Annotated in this window: 14 protein-coding genes; 5 read left to right on the forward strand and 9 right to left on the reverse strand. The window is 45.4% G+C overall.

Annotated features, from left to right (window positions below):
- Window positions 1-11 precede the first annotated feature (11 nt).
- Genes MD536_RS10165 through rpoN form a run of 4 tightly spaced genes read right to left on the reverse strand, consistent with a single transcriptional unit; the run spans window position 12 to window position 6,327 of the window.
- A complete protein-coding gene (locus tag MD536_RS10165; protein ID WP_239598589.1) occupies window positions 12-1,457 on the reverse strand; it encodes a hybrid sensor histidine kinase/response regulator in 1,446 nt (481 codons plus the stop codon).
- 6 nt (window positions 1,458-1,463) lie between these two features.
- Complete coding sequence (locus MD536_RS10170) at window positions 1,464-3,434, reverse strand: PAS domain-containing sensor histidine kinase (RefSeq protein WP_239598591.1); 1,971 nt, start codon at window positions 3,432-3,434, stop codon at window positions 1,464-1,466.
- The gene (locus tag MD536_RS10175) at window positions 3,434-4,897 is read right to left on the reverse strand and encodes a sigma-54-dependent transcriptional regulator (RefSeq protein ID WP_239598593.1); all 1,464 of its coding nucleotides are present in this window, start codon (window positions 4,895-4,897) and stop codon (window positions 3,434-3,436) included. The genes MD536_RS10170 and MD536_RS10175 overlap by 1 nt, the downstream gene beginning before the upstream one ends.
- Window positions 4,898-4,917: 20 nt before the next feature.
- Window positions 4,918-6,327 (reverse strand): RNA polymerase factor sigma-54, encoded by a 1,410-nt coding sequence (rpoN, locus tag MD536_RS10180; protein ID WP_239598596.1) that lies wholly within the window; start codon window positions 6,325-6,327, stop codon window positions 4,918-4,920.
- A gap of 196 nt (window positions 6,328-6,523) precedes the next feature.
- Between rpoN and MD536_RS10185 the strand changes: the two genes are divergently transcribed.
- From MD536_RS10185 to MD536_RS10195, 3 genes are all read left to right on the forward strand, one after another.
- Complete coding sequence (locus MD536_RS10185) at window positions 6,524-7,918, forward strand: sensor histidine kinase (protein WP_239598598.1); 1,395 nt, start codon at window positions 6,524-6,526, stop codon at window positions 7,916-7,918.
- Window positions 7,919-7,997: 79 nt separating this feature from the next.
- A complete protein-coding gene (locus tag MD536_RS10190) occupies window positions 7,998-8,162 on the forward strand; it encodes a DUF1328 domain-containing protein (RefSeq protein WP_234866171.1) in 165 nt (54 codons plus the stop codon).
- A gap of 58 nt (window positions 8,163-8,220) precedes the next feature.
- Complete coding sequence (locus tag MD536_RS10195) at window positions 8,221-8,652, forward strand: response regulator (RefSeq protein WP_239598608.1); 432 nt, start codon at window positions 8,221-8,223, stop codon at window positions 8,650-8,652.
- Here MD536_RS10195 and MD536_RS10200 read toward each other — a convergent pair.
- The 3 genes from MD536_RS10200 to MD536_RS10210 all read right to left on the reverse strand — a co-directional run bounded on the left by MD536_RS10200 (window position 8,649) and on the right by MD536_RS10210 (window position 9,674).
- Window positions 8,649-9,041, reverse strand: coding sequence for a hypothetical protein (locus MD536_RS10200; protein ID WP_239598611.1), 393 nt, complete (start codon window positions 9,039-9,041; stop codon window positions 8,649-8,651). The genes MD536_RS10195 and MD536_RS10200 overlap by 4 nt on opposite strands.
- Window positions 9,013-9,375, reverse strand: coding sequence for a phage holin family protein (locus MD536_RS10205; RefSeq protein WP_239598614.1), 363 nt, complete (start codon window positions 9,373-9,375; stop codon window positions 9,013-9,015). The genes MD536_RS10200 and MD536_RS10205 overlap by 29 nt, the downstream gene beginning before the upstream one ends.
- A 62-nt stretch (window positions 9,376-9,437) precedes the next feature.
- Window positions 9,438-9,674, reverse strand: coding sequence for a YtxH domain-containing protein (locus MD536_RS10210; protein WP_239598616.1), 237 nt, complete (start codon window positions 9,672-9,674; stop codon window positions 9,438-9,440).
- Window positions 9,675-9,870: 196 nt separating this feature from the next.
- Between MD536_RS10210 and MD536_RS10215 the strand changes: the two genes are divergently transcribed.
- On the forward strand, window positions 9,871-10,218 hold the full coding sequence (locus MD536_RS10215; protein ID WP_239598620.1) for a response regulator: 348 nt from the start codon (window positions 9,871-9,873) through the stop codon (window positions 10,216-10,218).
- Between the two features lie 83 nt (window positions 10,219-10,301).
- On the opposite strand, the gene MD536_RS10220 is transcribed toward MD536_RS10215, so the two are convergent.
- Entirely contained in the window at window positions 10,302-13,502 is a 3,201-nt protein-coding gene (locus MD536_RS10220) for a WD40/YVTN/BNR-like repeat-containing protein (protein WP_239598622.1), read from the reverse strand.
- Window positions 13,503-13,605: 103 nt separating this feature from the next.
- On the opposite strand from MD536_RS10220, the gene MD536_RS10225 reads away from it, so the two are divergent.
- The gene (locus tag MD536_RS10225; protein WP_239598626.1) at window positions 13,606-14,193 is read left to right on the forward strand and encodes a YceI family protein; all 588 of its coding nucleotides are present in this window, start codon (window positions 13,606-13,608) and stop codon (window positions 14,191-14,193) included.
- A gap of 244 nt (window positions 14,194-14,437) precedes the next feature.
- Here MD536_RS10225 and msrB read toward each other — a convergent pair whose 3' ends face one another.
- Entirely contained in the window at window positions 14,438-15,016 is a 579-nt protein-coding gene (gene msrB, locus MD536_RS10230; protein WP_239598628.1) for a peptide-methionine (R)-S-oxide reductase MsrB, read from the reverse strand.
- Between the last annotated feature and the right edge of the window lie 131 nt (window positions 15,017-15,147).

Genomic DNA, 15,147 nt, shown 5'->3' on the forward strand with positions numbered 1-15,147 from the left:
GCAGCCCTTTTTTATTCTAATGGTAAATGAACCAGGAAAGTTGTGCCCTTACCGGGTTTTGAATGTACTTCAATATACCCTTTATGCGACTGGATTATATTCATGGTGGAAGCCAGGCCCAGTCCCATACCGTTTCTCTTACTTGTATAATAAGGTTCAAATAAGCGACCCAGGTTTTCGGCCGGAATGCCACAGCCATTGTCAGTTACCTCACATAGCACCTGGTTTTCATCGGATGATAGGCTTAAAAGAAGGCTGGCGTTTTCAACATTTTCCATCGCTTCAATAGCATTTACCACCAGGTTCATGAAGGCAATTTTCAACTTGCTGCGATCAGCCAGTACATGAAAGGGGTGTTGCGGAAAGTTCACAATCAGTTCTACATTCTTCAATTGCATACTGTCAGCAGCCTGGTCAATTACCTCCTGTAACAATTCCTGGATGCTGGTGGAACTGAGTTCAATTTCAGAAGGTCTTGAACTATTCAGTAGTTCCGTAATGATTGTACTAATTCGGGCGCTATTACGACGAATCACATCCAGGTACAATTGACTTTCCTCATCTTTGATTTCCTGGATTAACTGATCCGCTGATAAACTGATATTATTAAGGGGATTTCTTACTTCATGCGCCAGCGTTCTCACCAGCCGCCCTGCAGCAGCTAACTTTTCAGTTTGTAATGTCAGCCACTCCGCTTTTTTCAGGTTGGAGATATCATGTAAAATTCCCTGGACGTAGTTACTGCCCTCCAAATCTGTTTCTACGGATGCAGAAAGTATACAAAAGCGATGTTCTCCCGCAGGTGTTTTTATTTCGATTTCCTTGTCCTGGATATCATTTCCAGACTGCAGCATGATTTTAAAATGCATGGGCAGGGCATCGTTCACCAGGAAATCACTAAGTGCCAATTGGTTGGCTGTTGCCCTGCTAATACCCAGCATGTTAATAGCTGCCGGGTTGAGGTCCAGGAACTTTAATTCCATATCCGTAACAAAAACCGCATCCAGTGATTGTTCAAAGATGTTACGGAATTTTTGTTCATTTTTTTTGATAGCATTGATATAAGAAGATCGTTCCAGTGCATACCGGATCGTACGTTCCAGTTTTTCCGTATTCAGCTCTGCCTTTACCAGGTAATCAAATGCACCGAGCCGCATGGCTTCGCGATCAATTTCACGGTTGCCCTTCCCCGTTAGCAGGATAATTGGCTGTTCACACTTGGTTTCAACTGCTTCCCTCAGCAGGTCAACTCCTGTTTTTGCACCCAACCGATAGTCAACAAAATAAATATCAAAAGCACCACTGCACATCCATTCCAATGCCTTGTTGAACTGATTCGCCCATACAATTTCGAATTGTGCATTTTCAATCTCCCGGATATAGTCGCTGGTAATAAAAAAATCATCCTCATCATCATCCACGATGAGTATACGTGTCAGTTTGTTCGTAAAGGGCATTGATAGTTATTGTTTTTCGGGTAATATGATTGAGAATACAGCGCCTTCTCCTTCCTTTCCGGAAGCACTGATAAATCCATTGTGTCGCTCTGCAATTCGCTTACAAATGGCAAGGCCTATGCCTGATCCGGGATATTCTGATTTTCCATGCAGTCGCTGAAACACCTGGAATATACGTTGCTCGTATTCCTGGTCGAATCCAATGCCATGGTCGCGGATATCAATTTGTACATAACCAGAAGAGGGAGATAAAAAATGTTTTTCTTTTTCTTTTTTCGAAAGGGACTTGGAGCTCACTTCAATTAACGGAGCTTCGCCCGGTTTATGAAACTTGATGGAATTGGAAAGCAGATTAATGAACAACTGCCGGAGTAAGGATGGGATGCCATCCACTATAGGTAGCATTCCCATTTCAATGGATGCCCCGGTTTCCTCGATGGATAATTCCAGGTCGCCTAATACATCACTGAATAACGCCGACAGGTCTACTGATTCAAATGGCTGGCGGTTGCGGGTTACCCTGGATAGTTCCAGCAGGTTATCTATTAAATTCCGCATATGATCGGTAGCTACCTGCATGCGCTGAATATACATCTGTCCTTCTTCCCCTACCTGATTGCTGAATTTTTGGGATAACCGGGACCCGAAAGTGGTGATCTTACGCAAGGGTTCCTGCAGATCATGGGAAGCAGCGTAGGCAAACTCTTCCAGTTCTTTGTTGGAACGGTTCAATTCCCGCAGGTTTCTTTGCAGATCAATCTCAACTTTTTTAATATGAGTAATATCGCGGGTATTGCCAATCATCCGGATCGGGTGGTTTTTATTATCCACTACAACAGTGCCTTTCGTATTTACAATTTTCAGGTTGCCCTTACCCGTTAGTATGCTGTATTCAATTTCAAATTCCTTTTTTTCTTCCAATGCCTCTGTTACTACTTTTTGCACACGTTCCCGATCGTCTTCCACAATCTGGTTGAAATACCAGTTCATGGTCAGTGGTGTTACAAGGGAAGCCCGGTTGTATTCAAAAATCTGGAACAAACCATCCGACCAGGATATCATACGCGAATCCGCATTCCAGATAAAGATGCCGTAGTTTAACATGCGTTCGGTTTCTTTCTGAAACTCCTTGTTCGCATTGTATTCCATGGTCTGTTGGTACTGATCGCTGATGTCACGATTGATGCCATTCAGCTTTAGGACCCTCCCACTTTCATCTACTACCGGCTTGGTAATGGTATTCAGAAACAGACGCTTACCATCCATCCGTTCAATAGAGAAATCATGCCGGAATTCCTTTCCAGATGTTATAGCCGAGTCCACTTTCCCCCTTAATGTGTCCAGGTCTTTGGGGCAAACATGTTCATAAAATAACTTGTTTGGTATCTGAGGGTATTGCTGTCTGCTCAATCCCATTAACTGATACATACCATCTGACCACTCGGTTTTTCCTGTGATCAGATCATGACTCCACATGCCTACTCCCAGCATCTGCTCTGTTTCCTGCATCAGTTTCCTGGCCGCAATGCGCTCTTCTTCCAATTTAAGCTGGTCGGTAATATCCTGCGATACCAGGAGCAAACTGGCAGGAGAGCCATCTTCATTGCGCCGCAAAACGGTGCCAACAGTACTGAATATGCGAAAACTTTGCTCCTTATGTGCCAGGCGACACTGGAAACAATGTTCTGATCCGTTCTTACTGAGTTTATCCAGCTCCGACAAAACAGTTGCCAGATCTTCCTGATAAACCAGCTGCGATAAATCCTCTTTCCAGGAAGCCACATCCTCCCAGGAATAACCCAGGAGGTCAGTAATCTTCCGGTTGATATAACGAATCTTTCCCTTGCCCGGATCATATACATAAATCAGGGCCGGAAATAAATTGGTGATTTGTTTCACCAGTTCTTCGTTGCTTTCTCCCGATGCCAGTAATTGCCGGAGCTGTTGAATCGGGATCAGATCATTTTCTACGGTCATTACAGATTATTAAATTGCTGGTACTGCTTCATCTTGTTGTACAGGGTTTTACGATCAATATTCAGCAGTTTGGCAGCTTTGGTCTTATTGAAATTGGATTGCTTCAATGCTTCTACAATCATTTCATATTCCGCATCAATACTTACGGCTTTGAGACTGTTCTCGTGAAATGATGGAACTGAAGGAACGAATGTGTTTTCAGGGGGTAAAGGAGCAACAGGGGCAGCCACTGCAGCTGCAGGAGCCGGGGTCGTTTCAGCTGATAGCTTTTGATGATAAATGATTTCAAAAGGCAGGGATTGCAAACCGACGATGGGGCCATCGGTTAACAAGGCCGCACGTTTTACTACGTTTTTCAGTTCACGCAGGTTTCCATACCAGTGGTAACTGTTGAACACCTGCTGAACTTCCGGTGAAAAATCAACGATGTTTTTTCCCAGCTCGCGATTGGTAGCAGCCAGGAAATGTCTCGCATATAACAAAATGTCCTCAGCCCGCTCTCTAAGGGGAGGTAAATTAATCGAGAATTCGTTAAATCGATGATAGAGATCCTCCCGAAACTTACCAACGCGGGCCGCATCCCATAATTTTTCATTACTAGCTACAATAATCCGCAGATCCAGTTCAATGTCTCTATTGCCACCCACCCGACGGATTTTTCTTTCCTGCACCACCCGCAACAAAGCCACCTGGATATCATACGGCAGGTTCGCGATTTCATCCAGGAAAATCGTTCCGCCATTCGCGAGCTCCATACTTCCGATCTTCTGGTTCAGTGCACCAGTAAAAGATCCTTTTTCATGACCAAAGAGTTCACTGCCTGCCAGTTCCCGGGAAAGCGCACCACAGTCGATCGCAATAAAAGGCTGATTGCGCCTGCTGCTTTGTGCATGGATTTTTTGCGCGATGGCTTCCTTGCCACTACCACTTTCACCATATATAATCACACTGTAATTGGTTGGCGCCACCAGTTCAATCTGCTTCAGAATATTCAGCATTTCCGGTGTTTTACCAAAAATGTATTTATCATCTGTTTCAGCCGGTTTTGACTTTCGATTTGCCGGCGCAACCTGAGGTACCGCTTCAGCAGGTGTCTGATTACCCTGCTTTTCCAACGCTTTTTTGATAGTCACTAAAATTTCATCGGGGAATACAGGTTTGGTTACATAATCATAGGCGCCGAGCTTCAACATCTCCACCGCCATTTTAACATCACTGTAACCAGTAATAATTATGAAAGGAATATCGGGATAGATTTCCCTTGTTTTGATCAATACCTGCTTTCCATCCATATCCTCCAGACGGAAATCACAAAGAATTAAATCAGGTCTGTCTGCGCTAATGTGTTCCAATGCCTTTCTTCCGTTGTAATGCTCTACCACCTGGAATCCGCGTTTTGTCAGAAAGCGGTTCAGGAGGAGGCACATGTCCCGATCATCATCAATTACCAAAATTTTCTGCATGGTCTGTTGTAGTTTTTGTATTAAGCCCAAATGGCGCGAACCTGTGCTACCGGAATATGGAGGAGATCACGATATTTTGCGACCGTTCTCCTCGCCACTTTGAATCCTTTATTCAGTAAGATGCCAACCAATTGCTGATCTGTGTATGGATTGCGTTTGTCTTCCCGCTCGATCACTTCCTCCAGCGCATGCCGGATCACCCGATTGCTGATCACTTCACCTTCCTTGTTCTCAATTCCCTCTGTAAACAACTCCTTAAGGTGAATAGTACCAAATGGCGTTTGAGCATATTTGTTAGACGTGAGTCTGGATACTGTAGAAATATCCAGTCCTACTTTATCGGCAATATGTTTCAGTACCATCGGCTGCAATTTATTGATATCTCCTTCTTCAAAATACGCTTCCTGCATCTGCAAAATGGCCTTGGTGATTTTCATGATGCTTTCATTGCGTTGTTTGATCGCATACAATAACCAATTCGCAGATTGCATTTTGGATCGCAGGTACTGCAGAGCAGCCTTGTCTTTGGTCTGGTCCATATTCTCCTGAAGGGAATCACTCATGCGGAACTGCTCACTGTGAATACCACATACGGTAATCGTGAAATCCTCACCGTTGCGACTGATCTCCACATCCGGAACAATATTATTCTTCGGACTCAAAGAATGTGCATCCCCTGCCACCGGGCGCATGGGTAATTTGCTCAAAAAGAGCACCAACTCCCGGAATTCAGATTCTTCCAAATCCAGTTTATCCATCAGTTTTTCAAAACGCCGGTTTTTAAACTCCTCATAATAGTTGGCCAACAATTCGATGGCTTTTCGCTCTATCAGACTTTTCTTTTTTTTCGCCTGCAACTGCAACAGCCAGCTTTCGCCTATAGAACGGGCTCCAATACCAAGGGGCTCCAGTTGCTGGATATAGTTCAATACCGATTCAATCTCTTCCGGAGTAGTGAGGAACTGTGAAAAAGAGAAATCGTCCGCGATGGTTTCCATATCTTTTTCCAATAGACCAGTCTCTTCCAGGCAATCAATCAGGTAATTACCAATAGCGATTTCGCGATCAGACAAATTGAGGAGAAACAATTGCCCCTTTGCCGCTTCCCGAAAATCTACCTGTGCAGCCAGGGGGCGCTCCGGCATATCCGACTCATTGAAATAGTTGGCATATTCCACTTTATAGTCAGGTACATCATTATCCGCATATTCTTCCCAATCCTTATAATCGGCTGCTGCTTCGCGATTGTATTCGTCTGAACCAGCATCTTCCTTGTGTTCAGCTACTTCTTCCAGGTAAGGGTTTTGCTCCAGTTCCTGGCGGATGTGTAATAATAATTCCTGGCTGTTGTACTGGAACAGGTTCAATAACTGAATCTGTTGCGGTAAGATCTTTTGTGTCTGCTGCTGTGATTGGTTTTGGCTGATCATAAACAAGAGTTTAACAGTTATATAGAATCAATCCAAAAGCCAGAATTCGCAGGGTTCCACAGATTTCAAATTTATTTTCTAACAACCTGATTTATAGTACCTTAAACTTTTAAATTTGTTATTAGAAAAGCGGGGCGTGGACAATCAAATTTAGATCATTGTAGCCAATATTCCCCAATTCGGGGAATTAATAATCATGAAGCGCAATATTTTCCTTTACCTGATGATTGGTTTCACCACAACCCTGATTGTTATGGTGATTTTCAGCCTGCTTAGCTTTCAGCGGATGAACTCAATGATTCGCTATTCCAACCAGGTGGAGCATACTTATAAGGTGATTGGCAGTCTGAAAAGTTTAAGTGATCTGATATCAGGTGCAGAAACTTCTATGCGGGGTTTTATCATCACACGCGACAGCGGCTATATTGTGCCGATGGATTCAGTTCGCAGAGAATACAATCAAAATTTGCAGGAACTGGGCCAGTTGGTATCCGATAATCCCCGCCAGCAAAACAGGCTGGCAATGATCCGCAGTACCTTGCAACTGCGGCTGCAATTACTGGAGTCTGTTGAATCATCTATTGAAAATGACTCCTCCTATACTTCCATTTTACAGCGTGTAGCCAAAGGCCGGGATCTGATGGCGAGTTTCCACGAAAACCTGGACCTGATGGAAGCAGAAGAAGCTGGCCTGCTTGATCAGCGTTTCCAGCAGAAAGAACGCTTTCAGAAACTGACCTCCCGCACGTTCCTGACTGCAGTTGCTATTGTGGGGATCATCTTCCTTGCATTTTTTATCCTGTTGGTAAAAGCCATATTGGATCGTTTCCGCTTCCAGCAGGAATTACAGGAGCAATTGCTTTCTCTCAAACAAAGCAATGATGAATTATCCCAGCTGGCTTTCGCATCCTCCCATGATTTACAGGAGCCGGTAAGGAAGATCAGAACCTTTACTGACCGGCTGCGCATCCGCCAAAAGGAAAAGCTGGATGAGGAAGGCAAAATGATCCTGGATCGTATAGATGCTTCGGGCAAACGCCTCCAGGGAATGCTGGAAGATATCTCAACTTATATGAACCTGCTGGAATGGAAGGAAGCAGCATTTGTGGTCTCTGTCAGAAAATTATGGGAGGAAGTAATGGCCGCGGAGCAAGAAAGAATCAATGAAACCGGGGCAATCATCACTATTGGAGAAATGCCCGACCTCGAAGTCCATCCCTCCATGGTGAAAAAGATGTTTCGTGCCTTACTCGACAATGCACTGACATATTGTAAACAAGGAATAGCACCTGTTATCAAAATCACGCATAAAGAATTGAATGTGAGTGATATCGGGGTGAAAGGCCTTCCAACGCTGCAAAAGCAATATCACGCTATCACCATAGAGGACAATGGAATCGGGTTTGAAAATGATTTCAAAGAGAAGGTATTCCAGCTCTTCCGCCGACTGCATACCCAGGAAGAGCGTTCGGGCAAAGGTATCGGCCTTGCCATCTGCCAGCGGGTGATGGCCAACCACAATGGCGTTATAGATGCCCATGCGGTGGTGAACCGTGGTGCAGCTTTCACTATGTATTTCCCCAAAAGCTGATTCACTCCGCCTTCAGCGGATGGCATGATTATTTAAAAGCAGGGGTTGAGCCCTATTTCATCACCAAAAACATATTATCATGTTACGCTGGACAATCATTTTTCTCGTAGTAGCAATCATTGCTGCTGTGTTTGGATTCGGCGGTATTGCAGCTAGCGCCGCAGGAATTGCCAAAATTCTTTTTTATATCTTCATCGTCCTATTCCTGATATCCTTGATTTCAGGGATGTTACGCAAAGGGTAATGCAAATTCTTTAAAAAGGGCAGCTCAACACTGCCCTTTGTTTGTACCTTTATTTAATATGAGTAAAGTTTATATCCTGGTAGCAGAAGACGATGCAGATGACCGCTTCCTGCTTGAAACCGCTTTCGCAGAAAATGGATTCAAGGGGAAACTTGAGTTTGTAGAGAACGGTGTGGAGTTGCTCGATTATTTGCGAAACCTCAAAAAAGAGGACGCCAATACCGACCATCCCCTACCTGGATTTATTCTGCTCGATCTGAATATGCCCAAAAAAGATGGACGCGAGGTGCTCAAGGAAATCAAAGAGGATCCCCGTTTTAAGAAGATCCCCGTGATTGTGTTTACAACTACCAAGAATGAAAATGAAATCAATCGTTGTTACGAACTGGGTGCGAATACCTATGTAGTTAAACCGGTTGGTTTTGAAAACCTGGTTAAAACAATTGAAGATATCCGCTCTTATTGGTTCAGCACGGCCCAGATTCCTTAAGAAGGAACAGCCGATGCGTTTTCTTTCTTTCCCCTAAAAATAGATTTAATTCCTGCTAATAGCCCTGCACCCTTTTTATCAAAGAGGTTACTTACAAGATTCCTCACCAGGATAGGTGCACCTAATCTCGTCAGGAATCCTGCCTGCCGGAAAAGGGTTTTGCGCATGACCATATCGATACCCAGATCCAGCCCCAATTTCAACAAAGGATTATCTGATTTCCTGGAACTGAATAAACTCAGCGATCCCAGAAATTTGGTAGCCGGCTCCAGTTCTTCTTCAATGCCTTCCCAACTGCGTCTGAGCTGATTTTTCTGTACCAGCAGAAGGCTTTTCAAACGGGCCTTCTCAGCCAGCAAATCATCGTGGTTTCTGATCGGATTTGTCATAAATAGCTTGTATTATCTGGTTACGTATCAGCGGTACCAGGAGTGATTTACGAAATAGGAGCAGAGCGGCCAGCAGGAGTAAAAAAATGCCACCTACAATGAAAAACCCGGCTTTCATATTATCCATAGATTCCCCAATCCACCAGGCCAGGCCAATGCCGCCAAAGAAAATCACGATGAGTCCAAAAATTGCTGCAGCCATCGCTACCACACTTACAGAACTCGCCTTGGCTACTTTTTCAGTTGCATTAACTACTGTCAACCGGTAATAGGTATCTAGTAATTCACTTCCCTGTTCCAGCAAATCCGCCACTTTTGATTTTAATGCATCCATGCTCTTTGATTGTGGAATTATAAAATGTCGCACTGCCTAACCCGACAGTGCGACTCTACTGCTTAGCTCATAGAATGTGCAACATCCTCTGCTTTAGCAGACATTTTTTTGGCTGCTGAACTCATTTCTGATTTTTTATCGTTCAGCCAGGAGCCCAGTTCATCTGCCCAGTTCTTTGCGTTGTCGGCAATTTTAGTACGAAGGTCTTTTCCTTTTTCAGGCGCAATCAACATCCCGATCGCTACTCCGGCGGCTGCTGCGCCTAAAACTCCCAATACAATTTTTGATGTGTTTGTCATGATATTAAGTTTACTGGTTACAAATTTTAATCTGAATAAATAGGTCAAAACTTCATGCCAGAACAAACTTTGCCTATTTTAGCCCCATCCTGCTTTTCAGGCGAAAATGAATGGGGAAATTGATCCCCAAGAGGATAAGGATTCACCCCTTGTCCACCGTAAAAAATTGTGGCAATTTTTTTGTTCAAGTTTAAACATGGGTTCAGCCAAAAAAATACTAATCGTAGATGATGAAGAAGACTTGTGTTTGCTGATGAAGATCTATTTCAGCCGGAAACAATACGATGTATCCATCGCAAACACCCTGCAGGAAGGATTAGCCAAATTAGAATCCCTGCAACCGGATGTTCTTTTTCTCGATAATAATCTGCCCGACGGACTCGGGTGGGATTATGCGCCGGAAATTCTTGACAAATACCCGGACCTGGAATTACACCTGATCAGTGCCTTTCACCCCAATATCCCCCAGAATGTGGATCGGGCAAGGCTTAAGATCATGGAAAAACCCTTTACTCAAAAACAATTGAATGAACTAGGTTACTAGAGGACTGCCCGCTGGTTTGCTCTTCTTTATAAAAAAGTCCCGCTGCGTTGAAGCCAGCGGGACTTTGAATTTTATCCAATTCCTTATTGAATCGGTTGATAGTCTTTAAACAGTTTTACCGGATTGGCTTCCACCAGTTTGCGGTACTCCGCCCACTTGCCAGCAAAGAAGCTGTTGATCTTCTCCACTGCTTCACCCAGTTTCAGTTCCGCATCTTTTACCAACTGCTCTTCCTGCGCACTCGGTTTCACTGGTTTGGCACTGATATAGCGGTTCGCCTGCATCAGCACACTCATGGGGGTAGGTGGTTGCTGAGGCCGACCATAACCCTGGCGCTCAATCGTTTTGCCATTGATGAATTCCCGGATGGATTTAATCTCCTCCTGCATTTGCTTACCCGCCTTGCGCAGGGTATCTGCTTCCTTGCCGGTCATGTCTTTTAGTTGAGCCTCCATCTTTTTGGTCAAATCCTCCGCCTCAGTCAGGCGATCCATGCCATCAATCAGTTTATTACTGCTCTTACGTAAGCGATCACTTAAAGCGCGCTGGGCCAGGATCACCTCTTTACGATCTCCCAGGCGGGGATCACTCACCACCGTAACCATGGTGCTGTCTTTTTGTCCGGCCAGTTCCATCACCACCTTATAGGTACCCGGGAATACATCCTCACCACCCGGCTCCGGAGCATTGGGCCGCGGCTTGGGTGAACCAGGGCGACGGAAACCTTTTTGCTCAAAGCCCCAGTAGTTGCGGTTGTAACCTGAGTCGGCTTTCCACTTGAGGGTTCTGATTAGCTCATTTTTATTGTCGTAAATCTTCACCCAGAGACTATCCGCTTTTTTAGCAGCAGTAGTATCCAGGCGGGATTTGTCCACATGGTAGGTAAGTGCCGCGCCTCTTCTCCGATTCTCCGCATCCCAGATACCCCAGGTGCTCCACTCATACCCTGGAGCATTGCGGATCTCCGCCTGCACCGCAGTTGGAGCAGGGAAAACAGTGAGGGCGGATTTGGTTGCTATTCCCTTATTGGAAGCCAGTTTACGCAGGGGGCGGATATCATCCAGCACCCAGATAGAACGTCCAAAAGTTGCAATCACCAGGTCGGCCTCACGCTCCTGGATCACCATATCATAGGTAGAAACGGAAGGGTATCCATTCTTCCACTGCTGGAAACTGGCCCCATTGTTCAGACTTACCCAAAGTCCCTGCTCGGTGCCAACAAAAATCAGGTTGGGTTCCGTGGGGTCCTGGATTACTGAAAGCGCATATCCCACTACTTTTTTCTCATCCACCAGGCGAGTCCATGTTTTGCCAAAATCAGTGGTGCGGAAAATATAAGGTTTGAAATCACCGCGACGATAATCATTAACCACCACCATAGCCTCCGCCGCATTGTGGCGGGATGCCTGAATCTGTTGAACCCAGGCGCCGGTTGGCATTCCAGGAATCTTGCCACGGAAATTGGTCCAGGTTTTACCACCATCCTGAGTCAGCTGCACATTGCCATCATCCGTACCTACCCAGATTACTCCCTGCTGTTTGGCAGAAGGAGCAATGGTCAGAATCGTACAATGGTTTTCGGCACCGGTGATATCAAGACTGAGACCTCCGTTTTTATTCTGGTCAATTTTGCTGGAATCATTGGTAGTCAGGTCACCGGAGATCATCTCCCAGGTAACACCCTTATCCGTACTCTTGTGCAGGTACTGGCTACCAAAATAGATGGTCTTTTTATCAAAGGGGTCCTGCGCAATACCGGCATTCCAGTTAAACCGTAAGATAGTCTGGAGGTTAGGATTAGCTGGTTTGATGAACCATGACTCGCCGGTCTTCACATTATAGCGGCCCACATTGCCCTGCTGGCTCATGGCATAAACCCAGTTGGCATCTTCAGCATCGGGCATCACATCAAAGCCATCACCACCCCAGAGGTTTTCCCAGAAATAGTTTTTGATACCACCACTCATCCAGGTATAGGCTGGTCCGCGCCAGGAACCATTGTCCTGCATACCGCCCATTACATTATAAGGCTGTTCGTTATCCACATTAATATGGTAGAATTGTCCGACTGGCAGCTTTTCATCAAATACCCAGTTTTTGCCCATATCGCGGGTGATACCAATACCGCCATCATTGCCATCTATAATGAACTTATTGTCTTTGGGGTGGATCCAGAACGCATGGTGATCGGGGTGGATACCATTGTAAGGGATGACTACCTCAAAATCCTTTCCACCATCTTCACTTTTAGCAATCATCTGGTAAATCAGCCAAACGCGGTTTTCATTCAGGGGATCTACTGCGATTTCCTGGAAATAGAAAGGGCGGTTGGTAACCCAGCTTGGATTGCTGTTTACGAGTTTCCAGTTGTAGCCGCCATCCTCACTTTTATATAAACCATTTTTGGTGGCTTCCACCAGGGCATATACGACATTGGGGTTATTGCGCGCGATGGCCAGGCCAATCCGGCCATAATCACCCTCCGGCAGGCCATTTTCCTTGCCCAGCTTTTTCCAGTTTTTACCTCCATCGAGGGTCATGTATAAGCCACTGCCGCTACCACCACTCATGAAACTCCAGGGGGTGCGGTAATGCTGCCACATGGCGGCGAAGAGTTTATTGGGATTGGAGGGATCCATGATCATATCTCCAATGCCGGAGCTATCGTTGGTATAGAGAATTTTGTTCCAGGACTGGCCCCCATCGGTGGTTTTGAATACACCGCGATCGGGGTGAAAATCATAGGGGTTGCCAATCACGCCGGCATATACGGTGTTGGGGTTATTGGGATCAATCAGCACGCGATGGATGTTGCGGGTCTTTTCCAGGCCCATGCGATTCCAGGTTTTACCCCCATCGATGGTTTTGTAAATGCCCTCGCCAATATTGATTGAGTTGCGGGGATTGCCCTCGCCGGTACCCACCCAAACAATATTGGGATTGGATTGCTGGATAGCCACCGACCCGATATTGATATTTGGCTGTTCGTCAAAAACAGGCTTCCATTCATGGCCGCCATTGATGGTTTTCCAGACCCCGCCGGAGGCAGAACCCAGGTAAATAATGTTGGGGTCATCAACCACCGCATCGATGGCGGTAATACGTCCACTCATACCAGCCGGACCGATATTCCGGGGTTTCCAGTTTTTGAACTGGTCGAGTGAAACAGTTTCAGCAGCTGCAGGGCCCGGCGTTTTTTGAGCAGTTTTTTTCTGCGCCGTTGCTACCAAAGCAGAACCAACCAGCAGGGTTCCTGCCAGTCCAATTTTTCTCCAGTGTGTCATGTGCGATTCAATTTGAACAAGGAAATTAAAGGATAATGTTGGAACCCTGTTCGGAAATTGATGAAAGGTGTACCTTAGTGTTTAACCAATAAAACCAATTAATATGCGAAAATTAAACCTGCTTATGATGGGTGCAGCCCTGGCGCTGGGCATGAGTGCAACTGCGCAAACCAAATGGAAGCTGGACAAAGGACATTCCAGTGTTCGCTTTTCCGTGAATCACATGGTGGTGTCTGAGGCGGAGGGTACCTTTAAGATGTGGGATGGAACAGTAGAGCACAGCAAGGATGATTTTTCGGATGCGAAGATCAGTTTTACAGTAGATGTGAATTCTATCAATACCGATAATGAGCGCCGGGATGGTCACCTGAAGAGTGATGATTTCTTCAATGCGGAGAAGTTTCCAACCATGAAATTTGAAAGCACTTCGATGAAGCCGCTGGGTAATAACAAATACGAACTGAAAGGCAACCTCACCATTCGGGATGTGACCAAGCCGGTAACCTTTCAGGTAACACATGGAGGTATACTTGCGAGTAGCCGTGGCCGTAAGGCAGGGTTCAAGGCAACGACCACCATCAATCGATTTGATTATAACCTGAAATGGGATCGGGCAACTGAAACAGGCGGACTGGTAGTAGGCAAGGAGGTTGAAGTGACAGTAAAAGTGGAGTTGGATGAAGTAAAATAATTGAAGGAACCAACCATAAACAAGAAAGCCCCCGTCCAGAGGGGCTTTTTGTTTTTTTGTAGTGTTTAGTGATCCAGATCCAGAATTTGTCCAAATGTAACAACCGAGACAATTTCATTACTGCTGCTTCATGATGTAAAGATGCAACGGGATCCGGAGTTTAAAGAATGAGTTCGGTTATCGTGCTTTTTTACTCGCCAGGCTGTCATTTTTACCCGACGAATGGGAAACCGGGAAGAGCTTTTTACTGCTTACCGGACTTCTCATTGTAGGATTTTTCGGCTTCTTTGGCTTTGGCGAAGTCGAGGATCACCCCATTAATACAGTAGCGGAGGCCGGTTGGCGGGGGACCATCTTCAAAAACATGTCCCAGGTGGGCCTTACATCTACCGCATTGCACTTCCGTCCGGCGCATACCATGGGAATTATCAGGCGTATAGATAATACTGGTTTTCGAGATGGGCTGGTAGAAACTAGGCCATCCGCAACCGCTGTCGAACTTGGTATCACTCTGGAAGAGAGGGTTTCCACAGGCTGCGCAATGATAGGTACCTACATCTTTAGAGTGTTCAAAGGGACTGGTAAAAGGTCTTTCGGTTCCTTTTTGCCGTGCGATGTAATAAACATCGGAAGGAAGGATTTTCTTCCATTCCTCCTCGCTTAGATTCACTTTATCAGTGGAATTGCGGGAGTAAACGGGATTTTTGGAGCTATCCATAGTTGATGATTTTTGTTGGGTGGCTGTGTTTTCCTTTTTGGCTTGCGAAAAGCTGCAATACTGGAAACTGATCAGGCAGCCGAGCAGGAGGAATTTAAGATACATAGTTCGCATAATTATATAACAAAGCTACGGGAGACAGGTTCGTTTGGATTGTCGGCAAGTTGACAGAATTCAAGGTTAATCGGCTTTTAATGGACAATTTTTAGCCAGCAACCCTTAAATTTGACATTCAT

The organism is Flavihumibacter cheonanensis, assembly GCF_022352215.1.
GTDB classification, from domain to species: domain Bacteria; phylum Bacteroidota; class Bacteroidia; order Chitinophagales; family Chitinophagaceae; genus Flavihumibacter; species Flavihumibacter cheonanensis.